This window comes from Corynebacterium sp. HMSC072G08, assembly GCF_001809185.1.
Lineage (GTDB): Bacteria > Actinomycetota > Actinomycetes > Mycobacteriales > Mycobacteriaceae > Corynebacterium > Corynebacterium phoceense.
In genome coordinates, this window is the sequence record NZ_KV796416.1 from 22,059 (window position 1) to 48,906 (window position 26,848).

30 protein-coding genes are annotated in these 26,848 nt (G+C 64.5%); 13 read left to right on the plus strand and 17 right to left on the minus strand.

Features of this window, described 5'->3' with window-relative positions; translation table 11 throughout:
• Nucleotides 1–183 precede the first annotated feature (183 nt).
• The 3 genes from HMPREF2559_RS04655 (at nucleotide 184) to HMPREF2559_RS04665 (ending at nucleotide 2,183) form a co-directional block, all read left to right on the plus strand.
• Entirely contained in the window at nucleotides 184–567 is a 384-nt protein-coding gene (locus tag HMPREF2559_RS04655; RefSeq protein ID WP_066485886.1) for a hypothetical protein, read from the plus strand.
• Between the two features lie 111 nt (nucleotides 568–678).
• Nucleotides 679–1,128 carry a hypothetical protein gene (locus tag HMPREF2559_RS04660; protein ID WP_070539703.1) on the plus strand — a complete coding sequence of 150 codons (450 nt, stop codon included), beginning with the start codon at nucleotides 679–681 and terminating at the stop codon, nucleotides 1,126–1,128.
• A gap of 131 nt (nucleotides 1,129–1,259) precedes the next feature.
• Entirely contained in the window at nucleotides 1,260–2,183 is a 924-nt protein-coding gene (locus HMPREF2559_RS04665) for a galactofuranosyltransferase GlfT1 (protein ID WP_181734619.1), read from the plus strand.
• A 64-nt stretch (nucleotides 2,184–2,247) separates the two neighbouring features.
• Here the strand turns inward: HMPREF2559_RS04665 and HMPREF2559_RS04670 are convergent, their stop codons facing one another.
• The 6 genes from HMPREF2559_RS04670 to HMPREF2559_RS04695 form a co-directional block, all read right to left on the minus strand.
• Complete coding sequence (locus HMPREF2559_RS04670; protein WP_066486073.1) at nucleotides 2,248–5,655, minus strand: arabinosyltransferase domain-containing protein; 3,408 nt, start codon at nucleotides 5,653–5,655, stop codon at nucleotides 2,248–2,250.
• Nucleotides 5,656–5,742: 87 nt separating this feature from the next.
• On the minus strand, nucleotides 5,743–5,967 hold the full coding sequence (locus HMPREF2559_RS04675; RefSeq protein ID WP_066485878.1) for a hypothetical protein: 225 nt from the start codon (nucleotides 5,965–5,967) through the stop codon (nucleotides 5,743–5,745).
• A gap of 9 nt (nucleotides 5,968–5,976) precedes the next feature.
• Nucleotides 5,977–7,968, minus strand: coding sequence for a galactan 5-O-arabinofuranosyltransferase (locus HMPREF2559_RS04680; RefSeq protein WP_083297776.1), 1,992 nt, complete (start codon nucleotides 7,966–7,968; stop codon nucleotides 5,977–5,979).
• A gap of 98 nt (nucleotides 7,969–8,066) precedes the next feature.
• Nucleotides 8,067–8,828 carry a decaprenylphospho-beta-D-erythro-pentofuranosid-2-ulose 2-reductase gene (locus HMPREF2559_RS04685; protein ID WP_066485875.1) on the minus strand — a complete coding sequence of 254 codons (762 nt, stop codon included), beginning with the start codon at nucleotides 8,826–8,828 and terminating at the stop codon, nucleotides 8,067–8,069.
• A 29-nt stretch (nucleotides 8,829–8,857) separates the two neighbouring features.
• A complete protein-coding gene (locus tag HMPREF2559_RS04690) occupies nucleotides 8,858–10,273 on the minus strand; it encodes a decaprenylphosphoryl-beta-D-ribose oxidase (protein WP_070539704.1) in 1,416 nt (471 codons plus the stop codon).
• 123 nt (nucleotides 10,274–10,396) lie between these two features.
• Nucleotides 10,397–10,675, minus strand: a complete 279-nt coding sequence (locus HMPREF2559_RS04695) for a hypothetical protein (protein ID WP_066485863.1) — start codon at nucleotides 10,673–10,675, stop codon at nucleotides 10,397–10,399.
• A gap of 19 nt (nucleotides 10,676–10,694) precedes the next feature.
• Between HMPREF2559_RS04695 and HMPREF2559_RS04700 the strand changes: the two genes are divergently transcribed.
• From HMPREF2559_RS04700 to HMPREF2559_RS04715, 4 genes are read left to right on the plus strand one after another with little or no spacing between them, the layout of a single operon-like run.
• On the plus strand, nucleotides 10,695–11,159 hold the full coding sequence (locus tag HMPREF2559_RS04700) for a hypothetical protein (protein WP_066485861.1): 465 nt from the start codon (nucleotides 10,695–10,697) through the stop codon (nucleotides 11,157–11,159).
• A gap of 52 nt (nucleotides 11,160–11,211) precedes the next feature.
• A complete protein-coding gene (locus HMPREF2559_RS04705; RefSeq protein WP_066485859.1) occupies nucleotides 11,212–12,087 on the plus strand; it encodes a plasmid pRiA4b ORF-3 family protein in 876 nt (291 codons plus the stop codon).
• A 35-nt stretch (nucleotides 12,088–12,122) separates the two neighbouring features.
• Nucleotides 12,123–12,611, plus strand: coding sequence for a GtrA family protein (locus HMPREF2559_RS04710; protein ID WP_371325675.1), 489 nt, complete (start codon nucleotides 12,123–12,125; stop codon nucleotides 12,609–12,611).
• Nucleotides 12,612–12,626: 15 nt separating this feature from the next.
• Nucleotides 12,627–13,085, plus strand: coding sequence for a GtrA family protein (locus tag HMPREF2559_RS04715; RefSeq protein WP_066485857.1), 459 nt, complete (start codon nucleotides 12,627–12,629; stop codon nucleotides 13,083–13,085).
• A gap of 128 nt (nucleotides 13,086–13,213) precedes the next feature.
• Here the strand turns inward: HMPREF2559_RS04715 and HMPREF2559_RS04720 are convergent, their stop codons facing one another.
• Nucleotides 13,214–14,080 (minus strand): alpha/beta hydrolase, encoded by an 867-nt coding sequence (locus HMPREF2559_RS04720; protein ID WP_066485855.1) that lies wholly within the window; start codon nucleotides 14,078–14,080, stop codon nucleotides 13,214–13,216.
• A gap of 39 nt (nucleotides 14,081–14,119) precedes the next feature.
• Between HMPREF2559_RS04720 and HMPREF2559_RS04725 the strand changes: the two genes are divergently transcribed.
• Entirely contained in the window at nucleotides 14,120–14,653 is a 534-nt protein-coding gene (locus HMPREF2559_RS04725) for a CG0192 family protein (protein WP_066485852.1), read from the plus strand.
• On the opposite strand, the gene HMPREF2559_RS04730 is transcribed toward HMPREF2559_RS04725, so the two are convergent.
• Both HMPREF2559_RS04730 and HMPREF2559_RS04735 read right to left on the minus strand, forming a co-directional pair.
• The gene (locus HMPREF2559_RS04730) at nucleotides 14,650–16,197 is read right to left on the minus strand and encodes a CotH kinase family protein (protein ID WP_083297777.1); all 1,548 of its coding nucleotides are present in this window, start codon (nucleotides 16,195–16,197) and stop codon (nucleotides 14,650–14,652) included. The genes HMPREF2559_RS04725 and HMPREF2559_RS04730 overlap by 4 nt on opposite strands.
• A gap of 537 nt (nucleotides 16,198–16,734) precedes the next feature.
• Complete coding sequence (locus HMPREF2559_RS04735) at nucleotides 16,735–18,666, minus strand: M13 family metallopeptidase (protein WP_070539706.1); 1,932 nt, start codon at nucleotides 18,664–18,666, stop codon at nucleotides 16,735–16,737.
• Nucleotides 18,667–18,698: 32 nt separating this feature from the next.
• Between HMPREF2559_RS04735 and HMPREF2559_RS04740 the strand changes: the two genes are divergently transcribed.
• Genes HMPREF2559_RS04740 through HMPREF2559_RS04760 form a run of 5 tightly spaced genes read left to right on the plus strand, consistent with a single transcriptional unit; the run spans nucleotide 18,699 to nucleotide 22,046 of the window.
• A complete protein-coding gene (locus HMPREF2559_RS04740) occupies nucleotides 18,699–19,295 on the plus strand; it encodes a hypothetical protein (protein ID WP_070539708.1) in 597 nt (198 codons plus the stop codon).
• Complete coding sequence (locus HMPREF2559_RS04745; RefSeq protein WP_070539710.1) at nucleotides 19,292–20,137, plus strand: PrsW family intramembrane metalloprotease; 846 nt, start codon at nucleotides 19,292–19,294, stop codon at nucleotides 20,135–20,137. The genes HMPREF2559_RS04740 and HMPREF2559_RS04745 overlap by 4 nt, the downstream gene beginning before the upstream one ends.
• 10 nt (nucleotides 20,138–20,147) lie before the next feature.
• Entirely contained in the window at nucleotides 20,148–20,864 is a 717-nt protein-coding gene (gene budA, locus HMPREF2559_RS04750) for an acetolactate decarboxylase (RefSeq protein WP_066485834.1), read from the plus strand.
• A gap of 42 nt (nucleotides 20,865–20,906) precedes the next feature.
• A complete protein-coding gene (locus HMPREF2559_RS04755; RefSeq protein ID WP_083297778.1) occupies nucleotides 20,907–21,779 on the plus strand; it encodes a shikimate 5-dehydrogenase in 873 nt (290 codons plus the stop codon).
• Between the two features lie 15 nt (nucleotides 21,780–21,794).
• A complete protein-coding gene (locus HMPREF2559_RS04760; protein ID WP_066485831.1) occupies nucleotides 21,795–22,046 on the plus strand; it encodes a hypothetical protein in 252 nt (83 codons plus the stop codon).
• On the opposite strand, the gene HMPREF2559_RS04765 is transcribed toward HMPREF2559_RS04760, so the two are convergent.
• The 8 genes from HMPREF2559_RS04765 to HMPREF2559_RS04800 all read right to left on the minus strand — a co-directional run bounded on the left by HMPREF2559_RS04765 (nucleotide 22,043) and on the right by HMPREF2559_RS04800 (nucleotide 26,597).
• A complete protein-coding gene (locus HMPREF2559_RS04765; RefSeq protein WP_070539712.1) occupies nucleotides 22,043–22,930 on the minus strand; it encodes a hypothetical protein in 888 nt (295 codons plus the stop codon). The genes HMPREF2559_RS04760 and HMPREF2559_RS04765 overlap by 4 nt on opposite strands.
• A gap of 10 nt (nucleotides 22,931–22,940) precedes the next feature.
• Nucleotides 22,941–23,333 carry an MGMT family protein gene (locus tag HMPREF2559_RS04770; protein WP_309473694.1) on the minus strand — a complete coding sequence of 131 codons (393 nt, stop codon included), beginning with the start codon at nucleotides 23,331–23,333 and terminating at the stop codon, nucleotides 22,941–22,943.
• Nucleotides 23,323–24,153, minus strand: coding sequence for a VOC family protein (locus HMPREF2559_RS04775; RefSeq protein ID WP_066485816.1), 831 nt, complete (start codon nucleotides 24,151–24,153; stop codon nucleotides 23,323–23,325). The genes HMPREF2559_RS04770 and HMPREF2559_RS04775 overlap by 11 nt, the downstream gene beginning before the upstream one ends.
• Nucleotides 24,153–24,440, minus strand: a complete 288-nt coding sequence (locus HMPREF2559_RS04780) for an RNA-binding S4 domain-containing protein (RefSeq protein WP_066485813.1) — start codon at nucleotides 24,438–24,440, stop codon at nucleotides 24,153–24,155. The genes HMPREF2559_RS04775 and HMPREF2559_RS04780 overlap by 1 nt, the downstream gene beginning before the upstream one ends.
• Nucleotides 24,441–24,562: 122 nt before the next feature.
• A complete protein-coding gene (locus HMPREF2559_RS04785) occupies nucleotides 24,563–24,892 on the minus strand; it encodes a YbjQ family protein (RefSeq protein WP_066485805.1) in 330 nt (109 codons plus the stop codon).
• Entirely contained in the window at nucleotides 24,889–25,104 is a 216-nt protein-coding gene (locus HMPREF2559_RS04790; protein ID WP_066485799.1) for a hypothetical protein, read from the minus strand. The genes HMPREF2559_RS04785 and HMPREF2559_RS04790 overlap by 4 nt, the downstream gene beginning before the upstream one ends.
• Nucleotides 25,104–25,826 (minus strand): SDR family oxidoreductase, encoded by a 723-nt coding sequence (locus tag HMPREF2559_RS04795; protein ID WP_066485791.1) that lies wholly within the window; start codon nucleotides 25,824–25,826, stop codon nucleotides 25,104–25,106. The genes HMPREF2559_RS04790 and HMPREF2559_RS04795 overlap by 1 nt, the downstream gene beginning before the upstream one ends.
• A 78-nt stretch (nucleotides 25,827–25,904) precedes the next feature.
• The gene (locus HMPREF2559_RS04800; RefSeq protein WP_066485782.1) at nucleotides 25,905–26,597 is read right to left on the minus strand and encodes an alpha-ketoglutarate-dependent dioxygenase AlkB family protein; all 693 of its coding nucleotides are present in this window, start codon (nucleotides 26,595–26,597) and stop codon (nucleotides 25,905–25,907) included.
• Between the last annotated feature and the right edge of the window lie 251 nt (nucleotides 26,598–26,848).

Below are 26,848 nucleotides of genomic sequence, written 5' to 3' on the forward strand. Positions count from 1 at the left end.
TGCCACGGCCATCTTTTACCCCCGGATTAAGTTAATTCATACCTCATCCACCTGGGATTATACTTTCTCCGAGAAAAGAGTTAACGAACACACAGGAATGGTCTAAGCTTGAGACCAGTTCCGCAGGGAGGTGTCCCTACGAGCATGTCTATCTTTCCATTCCCTCTTACAAGGAGATTCTCCATGAAGCGTTTCGCTGCTGGCGCCGTTGCCGTCGCTACCGCTCTGTCCCTGTCCACCGGTGTTGCCTCCGCCGCTACCCCGATTGACACCGACACTGCTGAAAACCTTGGTGCCCTTATCGGTGCTGGCATCAAGAATGGCGTCTCCGCCCCGCACGAGGGTTCTGCCGACGCAAGCTCTGATGCCCACAAAGACAACGAGGGCTCTGCAAAGGCATTCGTGAATTTCTACGGTTCCTCCTACAAGAATGACCTCAACAACGACTACCCGGCAGGCACCACCGCTGACATCCTCTGGGGCGTCGGCATCGCCGCTGCTGTCCTGGCTGCTGGCGCCGCTGCCGTCAATGCCGGTGTTATCCCGGGTGTTTCCCTTCCGTTCTAATTCTCGATAGTTTCGAGGATTAATTTCCGGAATTCAAGGCCTTGCTTGGTTACCATGCCAAGCAAGGTCTTTGTTCTTTTCAACTATCTTCTCTTTCAAGGATTGACGACCATGAAGCGTTTCACTGCGGGTGTTCTGGCTGTGGCCACCGCCCTGACCCTGTCCACCGGCGTCGCGGGAGCTGCCGACGGCAAGACCTCGTCGGAGGTCACTGATGGTGAGGTAGGAGCCGCCATCACCAAGGCCGTAGCCAAGGAGGCTTTCGGCGGCGACGGGTTTGGGTCTTCTATCGATGTAGCTGCAGACGTTATCTCTTCCAAGGCGGAGAAGGGCGAGATCGGCAGCTCCGATATCGAGAATCTCAAGAATGCGGCTGACCGTGGCTCATCAGACGAGTTCCTCGTGTCGACCATCAAGTCGGACGTGGCGAACGACTGGAAGATTGGGCAGACGCTCGACATCATCCTCGGCGTGACGATTGCGGCTATCTCCACACTTCTGGTCGGCGGCGCGGCGGTGGGCGCGGATGCCGCGGGCATCATCGACATCCCGGGGCTCTAACCACCGGCACACATCCAAATATGAATGAGTTGGCCAAAAAATTGAAAAATCGGCACGACTCATTCACGTTATGAGCGCGACGTCGGCTGGCGCGGGGTGTCTAGAGGGGGCATCGAAAAGCTGGTGGCAGAATGGAAGCCATGACTGTTAAGACCCTTTCCGCGGCGGGAACAACTGCCGCTGTCATCGTCACTCACCAGCGCGTGGAGCTGCTGCGCGCGTCGTTAGAGCAGGTCGTAGGGCAAACTCACCCGGTGGAATGGGTCATCGTCGTCGACAATGGCAATGAGGCTGCGGTGCGTGAACTCGTGGAGTCCATGGCGGGCGAACGCGCGGTATACATCGGGTCGAAGACGAACCTGGGCGGCGCGGGCGGCTTCGCGCTGGGCTTCTTGAAGGCGCTGGCGCTGGGTGCGGATGCCATCTGGTGCGCGGATGACGATGGCCGTCCGGCGGACTTCGGCGTGCTGGAGGAGCTCTACCGCGTGGCGGAGGCGAACTCCTTGCACGAGGTCTCCCCGGCCGTGTGCAATATCAACGAGCCGGAGCGCCTCGCGTTCCCGCTGCGCCAGGGCCTCGTGTGGCGGCGCCGGATGGATGAGCTGGAGGGGGACTTCCTGCCGGGGATCGCGTCGCTGTTTAATGGCGCGCTCATCTCGGCGGAGGCCATGACGATCATCGGCGTGCCGGACTATCGCCTCTTCATTCGCGGCGACGAGGTCGAGTACCACCGCCGCCTGGTCAACTCGGGACTCGAGTTTGGCACGGCGCTCACGTGCGCGTACTTGCACCCGGACGGCTCGGACGAGTTCAAGCCGATTCTGGGCGGCAAGATGCACACGCAGTACCCAGAGGGCGAGTTCAAGCGCTTCTTTACCTACCGCAACCGCGGCTACCTGTTGTGGCAGCGTGGCATGCGCAAGCTCCTGCCGCAGGAATTCGCACGCTTTGGTTGGTTCTTCCTCGTCCAGCAGCACGACCCGAAGGGCTTTATGGAGTGGCTCGCGCTGCATAACCGGGGGCGCAAGGAAGACTTCCGTAGGCCGGGGCAGTAGCCGCCCGGGTGAAGTGAAAACAACGAAAGCCGCCGGATGTCCGGCGGCTTTCGGCATTGAAGGGCTACTTTTCAGAGCCCTCCGGACGAATCTTCATCTCAGATTCCTTCCACAGACCCGAGCGTGTGATGATCTCGTGGTCGATGGAGGCGAGGTCGGGGGCCTCGCCGGCGGAGTTGGTGCGCAGCTCGTACTTCTTGATGGAGCCCCAGTCGCGGGCCCAGTCGTGGTTGAGGTAGGCCGGGATCTCGTAGTCGTAGTTCACGGCCTCCGCGGTAGCCATGGCGCCGCCGCCAGAGAAGGACTGGAAGTCCGTGAGCGAGGTCTGCGCCGCCGCGTCCGGAAGGATGCGGTACTCGGGGATCTCGGTCACGCCGGCGTAGTGGTCGAAGGTGCGCTGGCAGGGGAACTGCAGGGCCGTGGACCAGTCGAGAAGGCCCGGGGTATCGGAGCCGATGACATTATTGAGGGTGTCCAGGGTGGGTACGCGCGGCGGCGTGATGGCCAGCCAGTCTTCCTCATCGAGGGAGTCATCCGTAGCGACGAGGCGCACGACGTTCGCCTCGGCGGGGAGCTGGTCGAGTGCCATGCGGAGGTTACGCCACTTCGGGGTGGCGCCGACATCGGACAGTTCGGCCTCGCCGATGTCCTTGATGGAGCCGCCGTCCTGCGTGCCGTACTGGAGCGTGAGCTCCATGCCGTCCTGCTCAATGCCATTGACATCGTGGTGGTAGATGTTGCCGGCGGCGGAAACGACGAGGAGCGGGGCGGCGTCGGTTGCTTCAGGCAGCTTAAACCACTGGGACTTGAGGCTGGCGGTGCCTTCCTGGTCCTCAGAGTACGAGCCGGTGATGGGGACCTTGGTGTAGTCCAGGTCGAAGGGCAGCGCGATGTGGGAGCCGTTGACGCCCGCCTGATCACGCTCGCCGGAGGTAGCCTGCTTCTCCTGCTCGCTGCGGTGGGCGGACTCGCTCTCCGTCTTCGTGGAGGCCGTACCGTCCGTCTCGCCGTTCTGCTCGTTCTCGTCAACCGCGCCGCCCAGGGAGCGGTCGGCGCCGGAGGACGCGTTGGTCGTATCCGTGCTCTGCGACGTGGACAAGCCGCCGATAGCACCCACGGAGGCGGAGTTCTGATACTCAGGTTCGATGGAGGACGGCACGTTATCCGGGGCAAAGCCCGTGGAGTTCGGGTCGTTGAGGGACTCGCCCAGAGTGCCGGCAATCGGCTCGAGGAAGGAGTCGTTCGTATTGGTCTCCACCAAAGTGGCATCGGCGAGCGAGCACGTGTTACCCGCAAGCGAGGCAAGATTGCCCTTGCCCACGGAGTAGGCGTCGCCCTGGGAGACGTAGGCCTTAGCGAAGGAGGCCATGGAGAAGGCCACGACGCCAATACACGCGATGGCAATGGGAGCAGACATGACGCCGGCCCAGCGGGTCACGCGGTCAGACTCGGCGGCGCGGAAGTCCTCGTCGCTCGTGCCCGCGGCAATCGCCTTGGTGCGGCGCGACTCGCGACGGAAGGACTGAATGATGCCGATAGCGAGGATGACCAAGCCGATGGCGAGCACCACCGTGTTCGCCTCAATGGCCTTGAGTTGGACGGTGCGGTCCCACCACGGAATGCCGAAGGAGGAGACGTACCACCAGGCGTTCCAGCCAGCCAGGGAGATGGCAAGGAGGAAGGTCACGGCGGCCAGGGCGAAGGTGCGTGCGCGGGAGGAGCGCAGGGCGATCTGGGAGAGCACGACCGCGCCCAGGGCGGCGACGACGCCGGCGACACCGGCGTAGATGCCGAAGTGGTGCGTCCACTTCGTCGGCGTGAACATGAGGAAGAACATGCTCAGCGCGATGATGAGCAACAGGCGCGCGGTGGGGCCAGCCTCAGCGCCCACGACGCGGCGGTTCTTAATGAACGCGTAGACGATCAGCGCCAGGCAGAAGAGCATGGTGAACATCGCGAAGCGGCGCGTGAGCGAGCCGTCCACGGACTCCTGGAAGAGCGTGGTGTAGCGAACGTACTCGGAGTACCACGGCAGCGCGGGGCCGACCTGGGAGCGCACGGAGGTGGACTCAAGGACGGTCGCGAGCGTTTGGTCGTGGAAGACCGCCACCATAATCGCGGTGCCGGAGGCGAGGAACGTGGAGACGAGCGGGACCCAGCCCAGCCCAGTGGCCTTGGCGCGCTCACCGAGGAAGGCAAAGAGCTGCGGCAGGCAGACCAGGAAGATGCCCACGGCGAACAGACCCGTGGGGCCGACGGCCAGCGTGATCGTCGCGATGATGGTGCCGATAGCCGCTGGCAGGAGGCGGCGCGTAGCGATGGAGCGCTCGAAGGACGCCCACGTCAGCATGACGCCCAAGGCGACCATAGGCTCCGGACGGATGCCGTTGTTATACGGCAACCAGAAAGCCAGGAACATAAACGCCGCGGTCCAGTGGGCGACGCGGCGGCCGTTAACGAGCTCGCCAAAGCGCGGGAGGATTTCGCGCGACAGCACGAACCAGATTATGAGCGCGGCGACGAGCGATGGCAGGCGCATGAAGACCGAGGAGGTCGACACGTGCGTGAGCGCGGCGAGTAGGTCGTAGTACGGGGAACCGAAGGGGGCCTCAGGCACGCCGTACCAGCGGTAGTAGTTCGCCATGTAGTCCGCGTGACCGCTCACGCGCGCCATGGTGAGGATGAAGCCGTCGTCCGAGGTATTCGAACCGAAGATGTGCCAGAACGCGAGGATGGCGGCGACCACGCCATCGAGCGGACGGACCTGCTTCCACGTCTCCGGCATAAAGCCGAAGCGCTTGCCGTCGAGGCGGTCAATACGCCACAGGCAGAACAAGGAGATGAGGACCATGAGCAGGCCGAACCACATGGCAATGGTCTTCACCGTGGACGGCGAGGAAGTAAAGCGGGAGTTGACCTCCACGTCGACACGCATGTCGCTGAGCGCTGCGCGAGCCTCCGGCGTGTTATCAATCTCGGTGTAGGTACCGGTGACCTGCGGACGCTCGTCGTCTTCGGTCTCTTCTTCGTGCTTGCCCACGTCAACGCGCACGGAGTCGCCATCCGCCGCGATATGCAGCACGGCATCGTCAGGCAGAGCCGCGACCTCGCTCTTGTCGAGGGAGAGGATGACCGTGTCGAGGGAGGCGACCGTGAGGCCCCGCTCCTCGTCGTAGCGGACGAACATACCGCGGTTGGTCGCCTTCTCCGACTCGGGCGGCACCGTGCCGTAGAGCAGCGACTGTCCCTCACGCAGGTACTGCGTCGCTGCGATGGGGATTTCCGCATCAATCTTCTCCGGCGCCACCGAGATGAGCGGCGAGTTGATCGAATTGAGCGAGTCATTTTGCGGCCAGTGCACGCTGGACTGCACCTGGTTGACCGGCAACAACGGCAGGGCCACAAAGGCCAGGAAGCCAAGAATGCCGGAGACGAGAGCAGTCCACTTCAACCATGCCGGCGCGGTCTCCATGCGCACGGGCTGCGAAGCAACGCTCGATGCTGGGCTTTCGGTCGATAAAGTCACCCAGATAGTCTAAACCACCTCGCACGGTTCGCCTTATCTCTGCGCAGGTGATCCCGGCCCCAGCACCCGAGCTGCGTGGGCCAGCTCCTCCTCTGCCGCCCGCAGTTCCGCCTCCATCTGCGTGTTCGCGGGAGCGCGGTCGAAGCAGGCCTCCGCCGTGAGTAGGCCCGCCGCGCGGTCGATGCGGAAGGTCAGCCGGAAGTCCGGCAGCCACGCCGTCCACGCGCCCGCGATGGCGTGTTCCAGCGGGTCTGTCACGACTGTCTACTACTGGGTGCGCACGGCGACGACGAACGGGCCGACCTGCTTGACGTCCCAGCCCTCGGCGAAGACCTCCGGGTTGTAGAAGATCGCGCGGTAGCGCACGTTGGGCTGGTTCGGGTAGATATCCTCCGCGAGGTGGATCTTATAGCCGTCCGTCTCCGCACCGTCCTCGGCGACCTCGCCGCGGAAGATGATGGCGGACGGACCCTGCCACTTGGCGCTATCGAGCGTCTCGCGGAATTGCTCGGGGGTCTGATCCCAGGACTCGCGCGCCCACGTTTCCATCTGTGCGCTGCGCTCGCGGAACTGTCCCAGCGGGTTGGCGTAGTGCGCGGTAAAGGCGTTGAAGCCGTGGTACGGGTAGTACGCCATAAACAGCTTCTCGTCAGTCATGATGACCGTGCCGTTCGGCGTATAGCCGTGGTCCACGATGAAGTCATTTATCTCCCCGTACTTCGAGGCCGAGTCCGGGGTGAATTGGTCCGCGCGCTCGCCATTGCCGTCCGTATCCGCGTACGCGTGGTCAATGGCGTCTTCGTTGAGGCGCGGAATCTGCTGCACGTAGTAGATACCTGACAGCAGCATGACCACCACGAAGGCCGTGGTAATCGCGCGGTTTGTCGGCACGTCAAAGCGCGCCGGATACAGGGAGTGAATGCCCACCAGCCGTACCTCCGCCAGACCCAGGATGCCGGCGGTGGCCATGAAGAGCACGACGATGATTTCCAGGCGGAAGCTGAGCAGCGTCGTACCGGCGAGCGTCACCACCATCGAGGCGACGATCCATGCGTAGATTCCGCCGAGCGCGAAAGCAAGCGCCCGCACCTCGGCATCGGCAAGCCGGAGCGCCAGGAAAATGACACCGATGAGGCACAGCGCACCGATGACGCTGGGCGAGAGGAACGGCACGGGCAGCTGCGTGCCCTCGCTGGGCAGGTAATGCTGCGCGGCAGACTCGAGCGGGACGCCGCTGCGCAACGCCGACATGACGTAGGGACCCCACGCGACGGCGGCGATGGCCAACGAGGCCACGCCGATGATGACGAGCCGGACAATCGGCAGCCACCGGCGTTCATAAACCGCGGTGATAATGGCGAGCAGGGAAACCACCGTGAGCGCAATGGCACCGGTGAACAACGTGTAGAAGGTCGCCGAGATGCCCAGGAAGAGGGCAAGGCCCGCCGTCGCGGACCACGAGCCATGGAAGGCACGCTGCGCGAGCAACGCCGCCGCCGGCGCGCCCATCGCAATGACCGCGGAGTACGGCTCTTCCGCGCCGAGCGTGAGCGTGACCGCCGTGGTCATCACAGCAATGGCCGTCGCCACAGGCAGCGAGCCCACGAGGTGCTGCCAGATCGGCACGAGGATGGAGCCTGCCACCGCGAGCGAGATGAGTGCCCACGGCTGGAAAACCTCCCAGCCCGGTAAGCCCAACACGGCCGCGAGCCGGCCGCCCAGCCAGAACCAGCCCATGGGATAGAACGTGGGCATGTCCAGGTAGTTCATGTCGGCGTAGCCGCCCTGCTCCGTCGTGCGCGTGAGGAACTGTGTGCGGAAGACCTGATCGACCTGAATGCCGTCGAGCCACAGCTTGGTGGCCGAAAGCGGAATTCCTACCGCAGCGATGACGATGAACGCCGGTGCCATGTAGGAGAAGAAATACGTGAGCGCCACGCGCCACTGCGGCCGGCGGCGTTTACCGTAGTACTCATCCGAAATCCACCATGCGAGCAGCCCCGCCACAATGACAAGGGTGAGCACCATACCCGCCGTCGCGAGCGCGCGCGTGACCATGGAGGTACTAAACGCCGGCAGGTGCGTGCGCTTGAACACCATCCACGCCACGAGCGTCACCGCAAAGGCGCCCACACCGGCGCTCGAGAGCCCTAAGAGCGTGGAGCGCAGGGAGAGCAGATCGGACGCATAGTTTTCGGTGCGCATCTGGGGACGCAGAATGGTACCCCGGCGGCGCGGCTGAGCGGCGGCAGTAGTCATGGCTTCCAGTGAACCACATTCCCCACCGGGATCCGGGATCGCGAAACCCCCGCGACCACGTCACAGTCGACGAGCGGGCGCGGGGGTTGCGGGTCGTTCTAGAACGGCAGCTTGCGGAAGATGGGCTGCGGGATGAACTTAAACGCCAGGGAGACGTACTCGAACAGCGGGTGCACGAAGATGGACTCCTTGTTGTGCACGACTGCGTCGTACGTGGCCTTGGCAACGTCCGCGACGTTGACGGTGAGCGGTGCCTCGCCTGCGGCGGCAGACATCTTGGTGCGCACCTGGCCCGGGCGCACGACGAGCACCTTGGCACCGGACTCGCGCAGCGCCTCGCCGAGGTTGACGAAGAAGCCGTCGACGCCCGCCTTGGACGCGCCGTAGACGAAGTTGGAGCGACGCACGCGCTGGCCTGCAACGGAGGACAGGGCGACGATGGTGCCGTGGCCCTGCTTCTTCAGCTTCTGTCCCAACAGCACGCCCACGGACACGGGCGCCGTGAAGTTGGTCTGTGCGGAGGCAACAGCCTGCGCCTGGTCCTGCCACAGCGCTTCCTGGTCGCCCAGGGTGCCGAAGGCGATGATCGCAACATCCACGTCGCCGTGCGCAAACGCGGCGTCGATGACGGCCGGATGGGAGTCGAAGTCCGTGGCGTCGAAATCGACAACCTCGACCTGTGCGCCCTGGGCCTCGAGCTGTGCGCGGGCCGCGTCGATACGCGGGGAATCCTTGCGCGCGGCAAGCGTGACGTGCGGGGTGCCGCCGTGGGAGAGGAACTCGGAGACGATGCCCAGACCGATCTCGGAGGTACCGCCCAGAAGCAGGATGTTTTGTGCCTGGCCTACTGCATTCAGCATGTTCTTTTCAGGTCCTTTCGGGGTGGTTTCTAGTGCAGCTCGAGACGGCGGGACATGTCAGATGCGAAGACGCCGGTCGGGTCGATCTCGTTGCGGGTCTTCAGCCAGCCCTCCATGCCCGGGTACATCTTGTGGAAGTTCTCGGCGGAGGTACGCGACTCCTTGGCCAGGTACAGGCGGCCACCGAACTCCATGACGCGACGGTCAAGGTCGTCGAGGAAGGCACCCAGGCCCGGCTTGATGGGGAAGTCCACGCAGACGTTCCAGCCCGGCATGGGGTAGGACAGCGGAGCCTTGTTCCCCGGGCCGAAGAGCTTGAACACGTTGAGCGCCGAGTAGTGGCCCGAACGCTGCATGTCGCGAATGATGTCCTTGAACGGCTCGACGGCCTCGGTGGGCACGACGAACTGGTACTGCAGGAAACCATTGGAACCGTAGCCACGGTTCCACTCACCGATGAGGTCGAGCGGCTGGTAGAACTGCGTGAGGTTCTTCACCTTGTTCCGGGCCGGAGCACCCATCATGTAGTAGGCCTCGCCAATCGCCATGAGCGACAGCTTGTTCATCGTAAAGTTCGGGAAGATATCCGGCACCGTCATCAGCTGCGGCGCGTTGAACTTGAGCGGGTCCTTGGCCAGCTTCGGCGCGAGCTCCTCAAGCTGTGCCAGCGTGGCGAGCGAACCACGGGAGATGGTCGAGCGGCCCAGCTTCGGCTCCGGGGAGATGACGTCGAACCATGCGGACGAGTAGGTGTAGTTCACCTCAGAGCCGTCCGAGTGGAAGGCCACGGTCTCATCCAGGTTGTTCGTGCGGTCCGTATCCGCGATGAAGTAGGCGGTCTCCGTCTTCGTCATGCGAATGCGGGCGCGCAGGATGATACCGGTAAGGCCCATGCCACCCACGGTGGCCCAGAACAGCGTGCCGTCCGGATCATCTGCAGAGCCTTCCGGCTCCAGGTGGAGGACGCGGCCGTCGGCCACGAGCAGCTTCATGGAGACAACGTGGTTGCCGAAGGAGCCGGCGGAGTGGTGGTTCTTGCCGTGAATATCGGGGCCAATGGCGCCGCCGATGGTGACCTGGCGGGTGCCCGGCAGAACCGGAACCCACAAGCCGTACGGCAGGGCAGCCTTCATGAGCTGGTCCAGGGTGACGCCGCCGTCGACGTCGACGATGGCGGATTCAGGGTCAATGGAGTGAATCTTGTTGAGCGGCTGCATGTCGATCACGAGGCCGCCGGCGTTTTGTGCCGGGTCGCCGTAGGAACGACCCATGCCGCGGGCGATGACGCCGCGCTTGAGGTGCTCGGGCTTGTCGGAGTTGTCGTCCGCCACCTGGGCGACGGCCGCCTGGATGACCTCAACGTCTGCGGTGGACAGGACGTGAGCGGAGGTGCGGGCAGTACGTCCCCAACCATGCAGGGACTGTTCGGTGGTGTGTAGTTCCATCTCTTACTCTTTGCTCGACGGATAATGCTCCATCCAGCCTACCCACGTGTGAGCCCGCATGACACGCAGGACCCAAGTGATATACGGAACAAACCGGGCATTCTCATGCCCGATCAAAAACCTTTAATACAAATCCATGAGGTCACGGATTTCCTTGGGCAGTTCCTCCTGCGTCTCAATCACGGGGCCGTCATACTCCCGCAGAATGTCGTACACGCGCTGGCGCGAGGTCGAGTCCATGATGGGCAGTTCCTGCGCCATGAGTCGCGTCATAAAGTCGCTGAGCGGCGCCGTCGTATTCTGTGTTGCCTGGTAGGAGCCATTGCGACGGTCGTCCTCCGTGCGCTCGTCCTGGGCCGCCTGCTGCGCCGGCGTCATATGCTCATGCTTATCGGAATACATGCCGTCTAGACTATCCCGCATGACCGCTCCGCAAAATAAGCCCGATAATTATGCCCTCGACGACACGCTTGCCGGCCGCATCGCGCAGGCCGCCGCTGTGGGAATTCTCACCGCGCTGCCGGACTACCTCAAGTCCAAGGTCGGTCTCACGGTCGGCTACCTCACCGGGTTCACCGCCTTCGGCAGCCTCGTCGCCTTCGCTAACGCCCAGAACGAGGACGAGCGCGATGACGCACCGCTTACGGTCGAGCCGGCATCCCCACTCAAGACGTACGGCGCATTCCTTGTCCTCCTCGCTCTACTCGCCGTCGGCGCGTTCCTCAACGTGAAGATCGCCCGCGGCATCGTCAGCTTCTTGCGCAAGCGCGGCGCCACCAAGCCCTGGAGCCTCACCGGCGCGCTGCTCGCAGCACTCACCTTCGCCGTCTCGGAGGCGGAGGCCCGCGGCCTCGACAAGCAGTCGTTCAACGACACGTCCCGCTAACTCAGCTCGGCGCCCACGGCGCGGGACCGTCAAAGTGGTTAGGCTGGGGCCCATGTCCTCCCCCATCATCGATCTCGAGCAGGCCCGCGCGCGACGCCAGCCTGCCGAGTCGACCATCATCGTCCAGGTCGCCCACGTGCGCACGGACGCGGAGGTCCACCGCCAGATTGGCATCAACGACGCGCTCACGTTCGAGGAGTTCCACGAGGTTCTCGCCACGTGCTTCGCGCTCCCCAACGAAGACGCGCCCTGGCATTTCTTTGAGCACGACGCCGCCCGCGGCGCGCGTATCGATCCCACCCACCGCGTGCGCGACTTCCTGCGCCGCCCGGGCCAACACATCGACTACGTCTGGGGCCTGTGGGACTTCACCATCACCGTCGCGGAGGTCTACCTGCGCGACGCTGACACCCCGCGCGCGCTGTGCGTCGGCGGTTCCGGTTCTTTCGATGTCCCCTTCGATATCACGGCGATTAATGCTCAGCTCACCGGCGATAAAACCATCAACGCCGTCCTCGAGCAAGTCCGCCCCGAGGTCCGCGACGCCGTCGTGCGTTCCCGGCTCTTCGACTTCGTGCCGCTCCTCCAGGCGCTCGATCTCACCCGCGAGGTGAGCCTTCCCGCCGCCACGCTGCACGCGCTGGCGAGCCTGCCCCGCGAGGTCACGCTCGAGGGCCGCGACGCTTTCTGGTCCACCGCCCTGGCGCTTACCTGCATGGGCGACAAGCAACTCACGGAGTCCGTCCTCACCACCACGCTCGAGGCCCTCGGCTGGGTCGACGACTCCGGCGCGCCCTTGCTTGCCGATGCCGCCCTTAACCTCTGCGCCGATTCCCTCGCCGTCCTCACGCAGGTCCGCGCCACCGGTCCCGAGGCCCTCGCCCCAGTCGACCGACTCGACCTCTTCCGCGCGCTTCTTCGTCGTTAACCATTCCGCAGGCCCGCGGCAGGTAGGCTATCAGCGTGGAAAATACCGCGCAGACCCCCAACCCGCAGCAGCCCGACGCGCACGATGCCACCCTGAGCACGGACGACGTCGTCAACGCGACGCCCAATAATTCGCTGCGCACCCAGCTCGTCCGCTTCGTGTCCGTGGGCGTGTTTACGGCCATTCTCGACTTTGGCCTCACCCTCATCCTCACGCACCTGGGCCTCCACCGCTCCGCGGCGAAGGCCATCGGCTGGATCTTCGGCACCATCGCGGCCTACCTCGCCAACGCCCGCTGGACCTTCGGGGCGCAGGTCTCCGGCCGCACTGCCACCGCAGTCGGCCTGCTCTACGCCTCGACCTTCGCGGTGCAGAACTTCCTCTACTGGGCCACGAACGCCCCGCTCATCGCGATGGGCTTCGAGGGCGCCGTCAAGGACACCATCTCGTTTGTCATCGCCCAGGCCGTCGCGACGATCACAAACTTCGTCATCCAGCGCGTCTTCATCTTCAAGGGCAAGTAAGACGGGACCACCGCCATGGATTCCGCCGCCGATCGCCTTTCGCGCTCCAACTCCCTGCAGGCACAGGGCACGAAGTTCGCCATCACCGGCGGCATCTCCGGCGTCATCGACGTCGGGATCACCTGGCTGCTCCAGATCGGCCTCGACCTCCTCGGCGACACCGCGGCCCGCACCGTCGGTTTTATCGTGGGCACGCTCACCGCGTACCTGCTCAACCGCCGCTGGACCTTCAACGCGAAGGCCTCCACCCGCCGCTTCCTCGCCGTTGCCGCAACGTACGCACTCACCTACGCAGTCAACATCGCGCTATACAAGTGGTGCTTCGAGTTCCTCGACAACGATCTTGCCTGGCCCAGCTCCTGGGCCCTCGTGGTCGCCTATGTCATCGCCCAAGGCACCGCGACGCTCATCAACTTTTGCGTGCAGCGCTGGGTCATCTTCCGCTCGACGCGGAAGAACTTCGTCGTCGATTAAGACTAAGGGTCGCTCCCGGGCCGCCGCGCGCCGATGAATCTTTCCATCGTAGGCAGCAAGCGCCCATAATCGGATCGACAAGCGCGGAGATCAGCGTGGCTTCACGCGCCGTGTCGCGCTTGCCTGCGTTACTCTGCGACTTTCTTGAGGAACTCCGCCGTGTCCTTAATGCGCTGACGCGCCACGGCCGGCGTAGAAATACGGTGCCGCGCCACGTAGTCTGCGGTCTGCGCGCCCGGCAGCTCCACGCGCCCGGCGATTTCATCTTCCGTCGCGGTCTGGATGAGCGTGTTGGGGAGGGCATCGGGAAGCTCATAACCCGCACGCAGCTCATCCGGCAGGTTGCCGAGTGCTGCGAAGTCGGGGAACGTGAGCAGGTACGCGTCGGCCTTGACCAGCGCCGCGAGCGCGCCGCCGGAGGAATAACCCCACACGGTCACGTGTCCGGGCAGCGCATCGATGGCCGCCTGCACGACCTTCACCATGTCATCCACGGTGTGTTCCGGCGCCAGCGGGTAATCAATGTCCACGATGGTCGTTCCGGACAGCTGCGCGGCCGCCGCGACCTCGGGGCGCCACTGCATCTCGAGCGCCTGACCGTCGCCGCGCCACCAGCCGCCCGAATGCAGCGACACGGCGTACGTGCCGTTCGGATCGCTCGGGGTAAAGACGCGGCCGTGCTCGTTATCGCTCACGGTCACGCCGTCCGTAAACGCCGTGCCCGGCATGGAGTGGTCCACCGCCGTCCCCAACACCATCATGGAGGCCTGGACAATGCGATCCGGCAGCTTCGCGCAGTAATTATCCGCCTCCGGCGAGCCGCCACCGGCCCACGGCGGACGGAAGTCCGGCAGCTCATAGTGCGCATCGATGTACGATCCCAGCTGCTCGAGCTGTTCATTCTCGCTGAGCTGGCGGTCCTGGCCGCCAATCTCCCAAGACTGGCCTTCGGCCAGTTCGGCGTGCGGTACTTCCTGCGGTTGCTTGTCAGTCATGGGCCCAGACTACCTCCCCGGCGCGCTAAGCTGGCCGGCATGACTGAAGCGACCGTGCACCCCGAAGCCACCCTCTCGCCCACCAAGGACGAGCTGTGCGCCGAGTTTTCCACCATCACCGAGCGTCTCGGTTCGTATCGCGCGGTGGATCCGGACGGCGAGGTGGGCATCGAGGTCATCATCGGCCGCACCTTCTCCGGCGAGCTGGGCCAGCTCTTCCTCTCCTATCGCGCCGCGGATAACGCCACCAAGAAGGAAATCGCACGCATGGATCACTCCGTGCTCGGCGAGCGCTCCGTCGCCTTCGGCGCCGATGACCGCGTGGCAAAGGCTGAGTTCAAGAGGATCGTCGAAGAATCGGACGTATCCGCGGGCTTCGTCGACCGCGAGGACAACGACATCCCCCAGCGTTTTACCGCCTATGGCACCGGCGGCGAGGGCGAGTTCTTTTGCTATTCCACCCTCATCGACGAGCCAAAGGCCCCCGGTCAATTACGCGTCATTGATCACGAAACCGGCGCCGACTACCTCGCTGGTGCCGTCGTTCCGCGCGCCTCGCGACGCAAGGCCTAGGCCTTCTGAGTGGCCAGATAGTCCTTGCGCTGCGTGATGAATTCCTGCAGCTTGTCTGCGGCCGAGTCGATGTCTGACTGTGGCGTCCCGTCCGTCGCCGGAACCTGCGAGCGCAGGTTCTCCAGCGTCTTTTCAGCGAATCCCGAGCCATAGATCTGCTCGTAGAGGTCCCAGTACGCCTGGTCATAGACGGCCTTGAACTTCTCGGACGCCAAGAAGCGCGTCTTGAGCTCGTTGCCGCTCATCATGCCGCCCTGCTGCTCCTGAATGTCTGCGGTCTGGGTGGCTGCGGCGTCTGCGGTGGTGGAGGTGGCGGCATCGGAAGGCTGGGCCTGCTGGCGGCGGCCGCCACCCATGGATGCGGACTCGTCCGGGGACTGCTCCGCATTATTCTGCATCGACATGTCGAGGTCCCACGACACGACGGAGACCTTCTTCGTCTCGTTGTCGTACCAGAGGTAATAATTCTTGCCGGGGCCGGCCATGTCATCGCTGTTGACGAGCAGGTTCTGGGTGGCGAGGTACTTCGCGAAGGAGTCGACGTCGACGTAATCCTCGAGGTGCGCGTCGAATTCGGTGTCGTCGGCGGAGTCCATCCACTTGAGCAGATCCACGATGGGCTGTTCCTTCTCCACGTCGTCATCCTTGGACTCGATCTTGAACTGATCCTCGTAGGTTTCCGGGTCATCGCCCTGGTAGGTAAAGGAGCTTTCGGAGTCCGCCTTGTAGAGGATGCCGTCACCAAGGCGGGCCGCGTAGTATTCGTCCGGGTTCTCCAGTGCGATGCGTGTAAGCGTCTCGCCGCCATTGACCGAATACGTGAGGTACGTGTAGCGCTGCGAGGCCTGACCGGTTTCGGCGGTGGCCGAGAGCGCCGTCGCCTCGTTGAGCGACGGAATGCCCGAGCGCAGCGAGAACTGGGACATGCCTTGGTAGACGCGGCCGTCCTCATACTTGTCGAAGCTGATGAGCAACGGCCAGGTGGTCACGTCGCTTTCGTCGATGCTGGAGCCGGACATGCCGCCGCCTTGCGGGGCCCCGCCAGGGCCACCCTGACCACTGTCGGGCGGGGTGGGCTTCTCGCCGTCCGTGGGCATCTGCATTCCTGCGGGAGCCTGACCGTCGGCATTCTCACCAGGCGCTTGTCCGCCGCCCGGCATACCGGAGTTGCCGCCGAGAGTGCGCAGGGAGGAGTTGCCCTTGAGACGCACACCGACATTCTCGATGGTCGTGCCGTCAATCGTGATGTTGGCCTTCACCCAGGTCTTTTCGTCGCCGCTTTGGTAGTCCTCAAGCATGGTGTCGATGGCGTCCTGGTCAATATCGAGGGAAACCTCGTGGGACTGCGACAGATCAAAAAGGTCGGGGTTGTCCGCGCCGACGTCGGTGGTGTCGTCAAGGAGATCGGCGAGCTGCGTGGTCTGCACGGACGTGGCGGATGCGGTGCTGGTCGTGTCGTTCGCGCTGCACGCGGCCAGGGAAATGGCGGTGGCACCGGCGACGATGCCGGCGATGATCTTTGTGCGCAAGGTCAAGCGCTGCATGGGAGTCCTCTTATACGTGATGTTCGGGTATGAGACTTATTTAAGGACACCCACCTGCACGCACCGCGCGGATTTCTGGGCAGGGTCGTGAGAGTTCGAGCCTGGTTTCCTGGAAGCCAGCTGAGCAGTTCCTGTTCCTGCCGAAAATTCCTCGTTTCAATGGGGGCCGGTTCAGGTGGTGAATGCAATGCGACTGGAAGGAGCATTGCATTCACCCCGAGGATTTGAAATCTCCTAGAGAGAAGTACCTGGCGGCCTACCTCCACGCCCCGCCCGCTGCCCGAGATCCGCACGGCGTTGTGGGTGGGGTGTCAAAAAGAATCCTGACACCTCACCCTCGCGTTTCCCAATGACTGGGTGCGCATCGGCGTGACGACGGTCGCGTTCGTCTACGCGCTAGCATCGGCGCGCAGCTCGAAATCAAGCAGCACGACATCAAGCAACAAGAAGAAATAGCCACAACGCCCGAATAAGAAGCGAAAAATTGAAAATTCTCGACCTTATTCGGGCGTTGTGGCTATCGGACGCCGAAGCGAGCTACCAGATGGTGACGCGGTCCTCGGGCGCGACGTAGGTGGGGGCATCGGAAGGCACGTCGAAGGCCTCGTAGTACTCCGCGACATTGGCGACAATGAGGTTGCAGCGGAACTCGGCCGGCGAGTGCGGGTCGATGGCGAGGTACTGGGCGGCCATCTCCGGGCGGATGGCAGTGCGCCACACACGGGCCCAGGCGAAGAAGAGGCGCTGGAGGCCGTTCCACTCCTGCTCGGCGAGAGCGGGCTCGGCGCCTTCAGCGGTGAAGGGCCGGACCTGACCGAGCGGGTCTAGATCGTGATCGGCGCAGTACTTCTTGTACGCCACGACGGCAATACCCAGGCCGCCGAGGTCGCCAATGTTCTCGCCCAGGGTGAAGGCGCCGTTCACGCCGGAAGACTCGATACCGGCTTCCTTGAGCACGGTGGGCACCTGGCCCTGATACTGATCCACGAGCTTGGCGGTGAGCTTCTCAAACGCGGCACGGTCCTCGTCAGTCCACCAGGAGGTGAGGTTGCCGTCGCCGTCGTACTGGGAGCCCTGGTCGTCGAAGCCGTGGCCGATCTCGTGGCCGATGACGGCACCGATGGCGCCAAAGTTCTCCGCGACGTCGCCGCCCTCAGCGGACGCGGTGAAGAACGGCGGGCGCAGGATGCCAGCGGGGAACGTGATGTCGTTGGCCACCGGGTTGTAGAAGGCGTTGACGGTCTGCGGGGTGGCGAACCACTCCGTGCGGTCGGCCGGCTTGCCCATCTTGGCCAGCTCATAGTCGTGCGAGAAGGCGGAGCCGCGGCGGTCGTTTTCGACGGCGTCGTCCGTGGGCTCCAGGCCCTCGTACGAGCGCCACTTATCCGGGTAACCGATCTTCGCGTTGAACTTGCCCAGCTTCTCCAGGGCGCGCTCGCGGGTCTCGGCGGTCATCCACGGCAGCTCGGAAATACGGGAACGGTAGGCGTCGAGCAGGTAAGAGACCAGCTCAAGCATCTCTTCCTTGTACGAGGCCGGGAAGTGCTTGTCCACGTAAGCCTTGCCAATCTCCTGGCCCACGTAGCCGGCCTGACCAAGGGCACGCTTCCAGCGATCGCGCTGCTCGGTGGCACCGGTGAGCGTCGTGCCGTAGAAAGCGAAGTTGGCCTTAGAAATCTCCTCGGTGAGCAGGGCCGCGCGGCCGCGCAGGCTGTGCCATGTTGCCCACAGCTGCCAGTCCGCAATGCGGTCTGCGGTAAACAGCGAATCCAGGTGCGTGAGGAAGGACGGCTGTGCGACAACGACGCGGGACTCAGGGAACCGGGCGCCGCGCAGGATCTCTTGCACGTGCTCGGGCAGATCAGTGAACTCGGTCGGGTTATAGGTCTTCACAGCGTCGCGGGAGGCGACGACGTCCCAATGACCAGCCGCGATGGAGGTCTCAAGTGCGACGATGCGGGTGGCGGCGGCATCGGCAGGCAAACCAAAGATGCGGCCGGAATCGAGGAAGCCAAGCATGCGCTCCACGTGCGCGCGGTAGGCCTTGAGGGTCTCCGCGTGGGCCTCCTCGCGGTAGTAGGCCTCATCCGGCAGGCCGAGGCCCGACTGGATAAGCGTCGCAATCGCATCAGTGCCGCCCGGGTCCTTCTCAATGTAGGCAGCCACTGGGCTACCAATCCCGAGTCGGTCCAGCTCACCCAACACGCGCGCGAGCTCCTGTGTATCCGCCACGGCGAGGCGGTCGAGGTCCGCGTCGAGCGGAGCCACGCCCGCGGCGTTGAGCGCGTCGACATCCATAAACGCGGCGTAGAACTTCCCGGCGCGGCCGGTATCGTTCTTCACAATCTCGTGCTCCATCTCCTCCGCGTCATCGCGCAGCTTATGGAACGTACCGTCCACCGCGCGGTCCGCGGGGATCTCGTGCGTGGCCAGCCAGGGCCCATTCAGAAACTGGTAAAGGTCATTCATGCCGCCCAAGCTTAATAGCTAAGGTGGACGCCATGTCCGCTCCCGCTTTCTCCTATCGTCTCCAGCCCCCGCGCATGGGGGCAGGGCTCACTGCGGTGCTGCTGAGCGCCGCGGTCCTGCTCTTTGCGCCCACGGTCTATTGGCTCACGCTTCCAGACCAACTCCGCCCGGCGGAGCCACTGGTCATTGGAGACGTCGCCGTGCCCATGGAGTGCACGCCCACGGCCGGATTGCTGCCTTCTGAGGGCTGGTATTGCGGGGATACGACCGTCACGGTCACGGAGACTCCCGGCGTCGCGGACGCAGAGCTCGCCGCCCGGCGCGCCCTGCGCACTATCGCGTTCGGCACGGACCCTGCTGGCCCCGTCGCAGTCTCCGGCTCGACCCTCGTGCTTGCCGATGCCCCCACCGGCGCCGCAGCCCTCATCCTCCCCGCCCCAAACGAGGCCCCAGAAGAGAACACGGCCTTCGTCGTCACCTTTGAGGGCGCGGACGCGGCCTCTGTCCTGGCTCCCACGTGGCAGGCGGCGACCGGCGAGGCGTTGCCGGCGACGATCACGGACGAGCTCGCGCACATCGACTCCCACGACGGCTTTGAGCCGGCGCTTCCGCAGGCGGTGAACGTATGAGTCGCGCCGCCCGCGGGGTCCTCTGGGCTGGTCTGGGCCTGGGCATTGTGGTCTTGGCCCTCTTCGTGTTTCCTATTTTCTTTGTGCTGCCGGGGCTCGCGCTGGCGGGCTCGGCCCTCGCCGCCCTCTACACCGCGATAGTCCTGTGGCTGCTCCACCTCACCCGGCCGGCGTGGCCGGGCGGGCGCGCGTGGGTCGTCGCCGCGCTGCTCTGGGGCTCGGGAACGTCCTTCGGCGTCGTCTCCGCTGCAGGGCTGGGGTGGTTCGACATCATCGACCACTGGCGCTGGGATCCCCTCATCGCCTCCTTCGGCGGCACCTACCCGGAAGAACCGGCGAAGGCCCTGGGCGTGTTCCTTCTGCTCCTGTCCTTCCGTGAGCTGCGCCGCCCGTGGCATGGGTTCCTTGCCGGCGCCGTCGTGGGCCTGGGCTTCGAGACCACCGAGAATCTCCTGTACTCGTTTATGGGAGCGCTCATGGATCCGGTCTCGGACTGGGGCGGCTTCTGGGCCATGTGGGGCCTGCGCGTTATCGCTGGGCCCTGCCTCCACGTCGTCTTCACGGCCATCGCCGGCTGGGGTGTGGGCTGGGCGCTCTACGCCGCCGAGTGGTCGCGCCTGCGCCGCGTGGGCGTTGCCGCGGGTTTCCTCGCCTTCGCCTTCGCGGGCCACTTCCTGTGGAACATCACGCTCGACACGGACGCGTGGTGGGTCTACGCCCCCATGGTGTGTTCCGCACTTCTTACTTATCCCACAGTTTTCCTGCTCGTGCACCGCGCGCGGCGTCTCGCAGCGGCGGATCCGGGCTACGTGGCCGTGAAGGAGTTGCGGACCCGCGTCTAAGCTGGAACGCATGCACCACACGCGCCACGCCATCTTCCAAACCAGCCTCATCACCTCTCTCGCCCAGGGCGTCTACGAGGACGAGATGATGTTGTCCGAGCTCCTCGGTCACGGCTCCTTTGGCATTGGCACCTTCAACGGCCTCGACGGCGAGATGGTCATCCTCGATGGGCGCTGCTACCGCCTGCGCTCCGATGGCTCCGTCACCGAACCCCCGCTCGACGAGCGCACGCCCTATGCCGTGGTCACCAACTTCGTGCCCTCTATCCGCGAGGAACTCACCGGCCCGCTCACGCGTGAGGAATTCTCCAAGGTCGTAGACGGATTCATTCCCAGCTCCAACTACATGTACGCCCTGCGCGTTACCGGCCGTTTTAGCTGGGCCAGCGCGCGCACCGTGGAACGCCAGGAGCAGCCCTACCGCCCCATGGTCGAAGCCACGGACGGCGAGGAGGTCGTGCGGCTCGACAATTTCACGGGCACCATCGCCGGGTTCCGCACGCCGCTCTACGAGGCCGCCATCTCCGTGGCCGGCTGCCACGCCCACGTCATCAACGACGAGCGCACCTGGGGCGGCCACCTCGTGGACTTCGTCCTCGAGGAAGGCACCGTCGAGCTGTGCCTGTGCACGGATCTGCAGCTGCGCCTGCCGCTCACGGACGAATTCAGCGCCGCCGATCTGGGCCGCGACATGTCCGAAGAAATCAAGCAGGTCGAGCACCACTAAGCTCCGCGAGGCGCCGTGGGAAGTCTGGTTACACTGGGCGTCATGACTGAAATCCCGGCCGTAGCATCACTCAACACAGACTCGCCGCGTCTCGTCGCCGGCGGCATCACGAAGGACACGCAGCTGTGCCTGTCGCTGTCCGGCCGCCCTGGCAACACGGGCACGCGCTTCCACAATTACTTGTACGACGCGCTCGAGCTCAACTACGTTTACAAAGCGTTCACGACGGACGACATCCAGCAGGCAATCGCCGGCGTGCGTGGCCTGCAGATCCGGGGTGCCGCGATTTCCATGCCGTGGAAGGAAGACGTCATCGCCCTCGTCGACGAGATGGATCCGTCCGCCGAGGTCATCGAGTCCGTCAACACCATCGTCAGCACGGACGGCCATCTGAAGGCCTACAACACGGACTACCTCGCCATCGTCTCCTTGCTGCGTTCCAACCAGCTCGACCCAGCGCTCGAGACCGTCGTCCTCGGCTCCGGCGGTATGGCCAAGGCCACCGTCGCTGCCCTGCGCGACGAGGGCTTCACCCACGTCACCGTCGTCGCCCGTAACACCACCACGGGCCCTGCGCTCGCGGACAAGTACGGCTTCGGGTACGCGCCCCAGCTTGGTTCGCTCACACCACAGCTCATCATCAACTGCACGCCCATCGGCATGGAGGGCGGTCCGGAAGCGGCCGACCTGCCCGTGCCCGACGCCGCAGTCCAAGCGGCCGAGGTCGTCTTCGACGTCGTACCCCGCCCCACCATCACGCCGCTGCTCGCCCGCGCGCAGGAACTCGAGAAAATCATCATCACCGGCGCCGAGGTCATGAGCCTGCAGGCCCTCGAGCAGTTTGTGCTCTACACTGGCATTCGCCCCGAGCCCGAACTCGTCGCGCGCGCCACCGCGTTTAGCCGTGCCGTCTAAGTCAAGGAGAACATCATGCTCGCCTGGTTCAATAACGCAGCCGAAGTAAAGCGCTTGCGCGCCGAAGTGCAGCGCCAAGCCGCCGTCATCGAGGATCTCACGCAGCGTCTCGGCCTCACCGCAGAAGACGTCAACGCCTACGGCGTGAGCGACGCCGAGCGTACGCTCGTCGCGCAGGGCGAACCCATCAAGGCCATCAAGGCCTACCGCGAACGCACCGGCGCAGACCTGCTTACCGGCAAGCGCGCCATCGACTCCGTGAGCTAGCAGGCCTGCGACGACCCAGAGGACCCAGCCTGGGCCAGCACCGCACAGGCCTGCGCCTGGGTCGCGGCGACCTGGTCCTCCGCGTTGCGGATGAACTGGCGCGCCTGGGCACGGAACTGCACGGGGATGCCCGGCAGGATGGAGGCCTCGAGCTGCGAGGGCTGGCGGGTGGCAGGGGCATCGGGAAGCGGTGCGGGAGCCGGAGCACCATCCGGCGTCACACGCACGGCGCGCAGGACGTCGAAGGTGAGGTCCGCGGCCGAGCCATAGGTATTCGCCGCGATGACAAAGCCGTTGCCCAGCGAGACGGTCGCATTGACGTCACGTGCGTCGGACCAGCCGAACTTCGTGCCGATAATCCCCGGAATTCGGGACGTGCCGTAGTCCTGTTTGTAGCCATCCGCAGCGACGGGCGCGGCGGTGCGCATGCCGGTGACGATGGGCTGCGCCACCGGGTCGCCGACCATAATCGAGGTAAAGCGCGCGAGATCCTCCGTAGAGGTCGTGGTGTTGCCCCAGTAGCCGCGGTAGTGGGTCTCGTTCAGGCCGAACTGGCGAATGACCTCCGGAATCGCCTGCGGGTACTTGCGGTCCAGGTCGGACGCGGTGGCGTCTTCGCTGTAGCGGATCATGTTCTCCACGCGGGCCTTATCTTCCGGCGCTCCGTGGTGGAGCACCCAGTAGCCCAGATAGAGCTTGACCAGCGAGAGCGCCGGGCGCGACTCGTGCGAGTTCGCAGTGGAGACGACCACGCCATTGTTGTAGCGCAGCGTGACCTGCGTGCGGGCGGCAACGGCGGCGGGATCGAGGATGGTGGCGGCGACGGCCGGGGCGGAGCCCAGCACGAGGGAGGCGACGAGAACAGGAAGAGCCCGTTTGAGCATGCCGAAAACCTTAGTCCTCTTTCCCGTGAAACAGCGCGCGCAGGTCCCGCGCGTCCAGCCCATGCGCCCGCATGTCCGCCTTTCCGGACGCTAGCCTTCCGATGCCCTCGTCCTCCCAGCGCGGCCAGACCCGCTCCGGGTCGTGCGGAGAACCGTCCGCACGCAGCACGCGCCACCAGGGAAGATCCGCGCCGTGCACGCGCATGACCCAGCCGACGTAACGCGCACCGACGCCCGTGGCCTTGCCGATCTCCCCGTAGGTTGTAACGTTGCCCGGGGGAATGCTTTGCACAAGCGCCTGCACGCGCTCGACGTTGGCTTTCGCCTTCTCCGAGCGCGGCGGCACGCCTTCCACCCAGGCCCCCTTCTGAGAGGTCCTTTTAGAGGTCTTTTTAGAGGTCAAGCAGATCGTCCGACTCGCGCGGGTCTTCCTCCGGCGCATCCTCAACCTCGGTGAGCGTTACGGTCGCACCCGTCGAGTCCGCGAGCAGCACCATGCGGCCAAACGGCGAATCCCACGGCTCGCGGATAATCTCGCCGCCAAGCTCCACGGCCTTCTTCGCGGCGGCCTCCACATCGCGCACGCCCAGATACGTCTGCCAGAAGCTCGGGACCTGCGGCGGGAACTGGCCCTGCGCGTTCCAGAAGCCCGCGAATGGCGCGCCGTCTTCCTCGGCGGTGGCGTAGACGATGCCGTCCATCTCCGGGCCGGTCTGCGTGCGAATCTCCCAGTCGAAGAGCTCGCCGTAGAAGTCCAACGCCTGCTGGAAGTTCGCCGTGGCCGTGAGCTCATGCCACACCGGGGTACCCGGCTCGCCGCCCGCGACGAACTGGTCCGCACCGCCCGGCTGGATGAGCCCAAACATGCCGCCAGCTGTGTCGACGGCGAGCGCCATATGACCCAGCTCTACCGGCTGCGCCGGAACGAGCACGCGCCCGCCCAGCTTTTCCACCTTCGCCAAATCCTCATCGATATTCCGCGACAAGAAGTACGTCACCCACGTATCCGGCATGCTGCCTTCCTCGGGCTGCGGAATCATGCCGGCGATGGGCAGGCCCTGAATGCGGGCCATTCGATATCCGCGTGCGTCGAGGTTTCCCGAGCCTGCGAGGGAAACCTCCCACCCCAAGACTTCTTCGTAGAAACGCGCCGACTTGCGCGTATCCGCCGTGGTGAGGTCAATCCAGTAGGGCATGCCCACTTCAGCTTCGAATGCGGGCATTACATGTTCCTCCACTTTTCGGGATCAAAATCGTCATCGGCCGTGGCCTCGTCGAAGTAGTCATCGTCCTCGTCGTCCTGCGCGATGACGCGCGCGCACGCGTCGCCGATGCACACCTCGTCGCCCACGTGCACCGCATGGCCACGTGCGGTCTGCGGCTCGCCGTTGACGGTCACCGCACCTTCGGCGATGAGTTCTTTGGCCTCGCCGCCCGTGGCCACGAGGCTGGCCAGCTTAATGAACTGGCCGAGTTTGATGGACTCGCCTTTGATTGAGACTTCTAGCATGCGTGCCAGTCTAGCGGCCCGCGCCGCACACCCCCGCGGCTGCCAAAAATCTTCTTCTCACGCCTGCCACGACAGGGTTTTCGGCAACCAGCGTGCCTCAACCCGCTGTGGGCGGCGCATGCTTAGTTCAGCGGGCGCAGCTTCACGGCCGTGCCGGTGGCCGTGACCATGAGCATGTCGTTGTTGGCGCCCATGGGCGAGTAGTCGAAAGCGATGCCCACGACGGCATCGGCACCGAGCTCCGCGCCGCGGTTCCACAGCTCGTTGAGCGCGGACTCACGGGCCTTGACAGCCTCGTCCTCGTAACCCGCGGAGCGTCCGCCGGTAAAGGAGCGCAGGGACGCGCCCAGGTCCTTGAGGAAATTGATGCCGGTGACGGTCTCGCCCGCAATCACCCGAATGTATGAAGTGATTTCGTGGCCTTCAACGTTATTCGTGGTCGTAAAAATCATGCCCTCAGACTACCGAATCCCTCCCCCACCATGACGGCTCCGAGCACGACAAAGATCACACCCGCCACGACGTCGATGTGGGCGCTCCACCGCGCGATCCACCGCATCATGGACCGCGGGGCGACGCGCATGACCTGCACGATGTCGGGCCCGGGCACGACGAGGACGGCCACCCACACTCCCAAGCGGGCGGCCAGCGTAGACAGCGGCACTAGCTCTGCGTGCGCGGCTTGAGCGTCATGACGTCGATGTTGAAGTGCGCGGGCAGCGAGGCCACCCAGCGCACAGCCTCCGCGATGTCCTCAGCGGTGAGGTTGACCTCGCCGTCGTAGACCGCGGCGGCTTTGCCCGCGTCACCGCGGAAGCGGTTGAGCGAGAACTCCTCCGTGGCCACGCGGCCCGGATCCAGCTCTGTGACGCGGACGTTGTGGTTCTCGATGCGCAGCGCGCGCGAAATGACGCGCACGCCGTGCTTCGCGTTGTTGTACGCGGAGCCGCCCTCGTAGACATTCCAGCCCGCAACGGAGCCCATGTTGATAATGAGACCGGAGTTCTCCGGGGCCGCCTCGAGCTTGGACAGCAGCGCCTGCGTCACGCGCACGGTGCCCAGGACATTCGTGTCGAACATCCACTGCCAGTCCTCAATCTTCGTCTCCGCGAGCGGCTCAAGCCCCTTCGCACCGCCGGCGTTATTGACCAGCAGATCGACACGCGGGAGCACCTCGGCCAGCGCGTCCACGGACTTCTGATCCGTCACGTCGAGCTGCACCGCCGTGCCACCGATGTCCTCGGCGAGCTTCTCTAGGCGATCCATGCGACGCGCCGCGACGACCACGTGCCAGCCATCGCTGGCCAGCGCGCGAGCCGAAGCTTCACCGATACCGGAGGACGCCCCCGTGACGACCGCTACCTTCTTATCTGCCGGGATTGCCATGGTTCAGGGTCCTTTCGCTGCGTGTACATGAGATCTTTTCCCACATGGTACGCGGTTATCCGTAGCCAGACCGATGAATTATTCGGGAGTCCGCGGCGCCGCATCCACCTGCCGAATGGTGATGTTGATCCGCCCTTCGCGCAGGCCACAGCCTTCCGGCAGCGTCCCGTCGTCCACGCGCACGATGCCGTGGTACGCAAAGCGTTTCGGCCCACCAAAGACGATGAGGTCGCCCGAGCACGCCATGATGTCATCCCACGGCTTGTTACGGTTGTCCGTGTTTCCCATCCGAAACAGCGCCTCGTCGCCGATGGACAGTGAAATCACGGGTGCTTCGGACTCCTCGAAGTCGTCGACGTGCATGCCCATCGCCGAGCCCGGCGGGTAGTAATTGATAAGCGCCATCTGCGGGACGTAGCCCTCGACCCAGGGTTCGAGCTCCGCGCTTACCGATGCCGCCGCCCGCAACGCCGCAGGAGCCAGCCCCGCCAGCGACTCGGGCATGGGCGGCACCTGCGTGCCCTCAATATTGTTGACATAGCGGTAGCTCGCGTAGTGCCAGAAACGCCCCACATGCAGCTGAAACACGCTCATCTGCCCGGACTTGAGCTGCGGCTTGTACATGCCCATCGGCGTGCCTGCGTAAGCCCGCGCCGTCTCGCGAAACTCCTCCACGAGCGCGCGCTGCTGGTCGATATCCAGCCACCCCGGCAGGTGCGCCACGCCCGGCGCGACCTTCACCGCAGGGCGCGGGAGCGAATCAAAAAGCATGGATCCATCCAATCACTTTTTGGGATTTGACGTTTCCCGTTACGCACCACCACGACGCGACGATTGATCGTGGGAATTTATCGCGTAGAATTACCAGTATTGCAAGGGTCCTTCCAGCCACGTTGCTGGGTCGGGAGTCTTGCCCCGCGGAGCTCCTGCAGTTCATAACGAACCGCAGGAGCTCTTGCAATTCATTCATCCAGAAAGACGATTCCCTTTTCGGGGCTAAGTAGCAAAATGTGTGTCCGCTA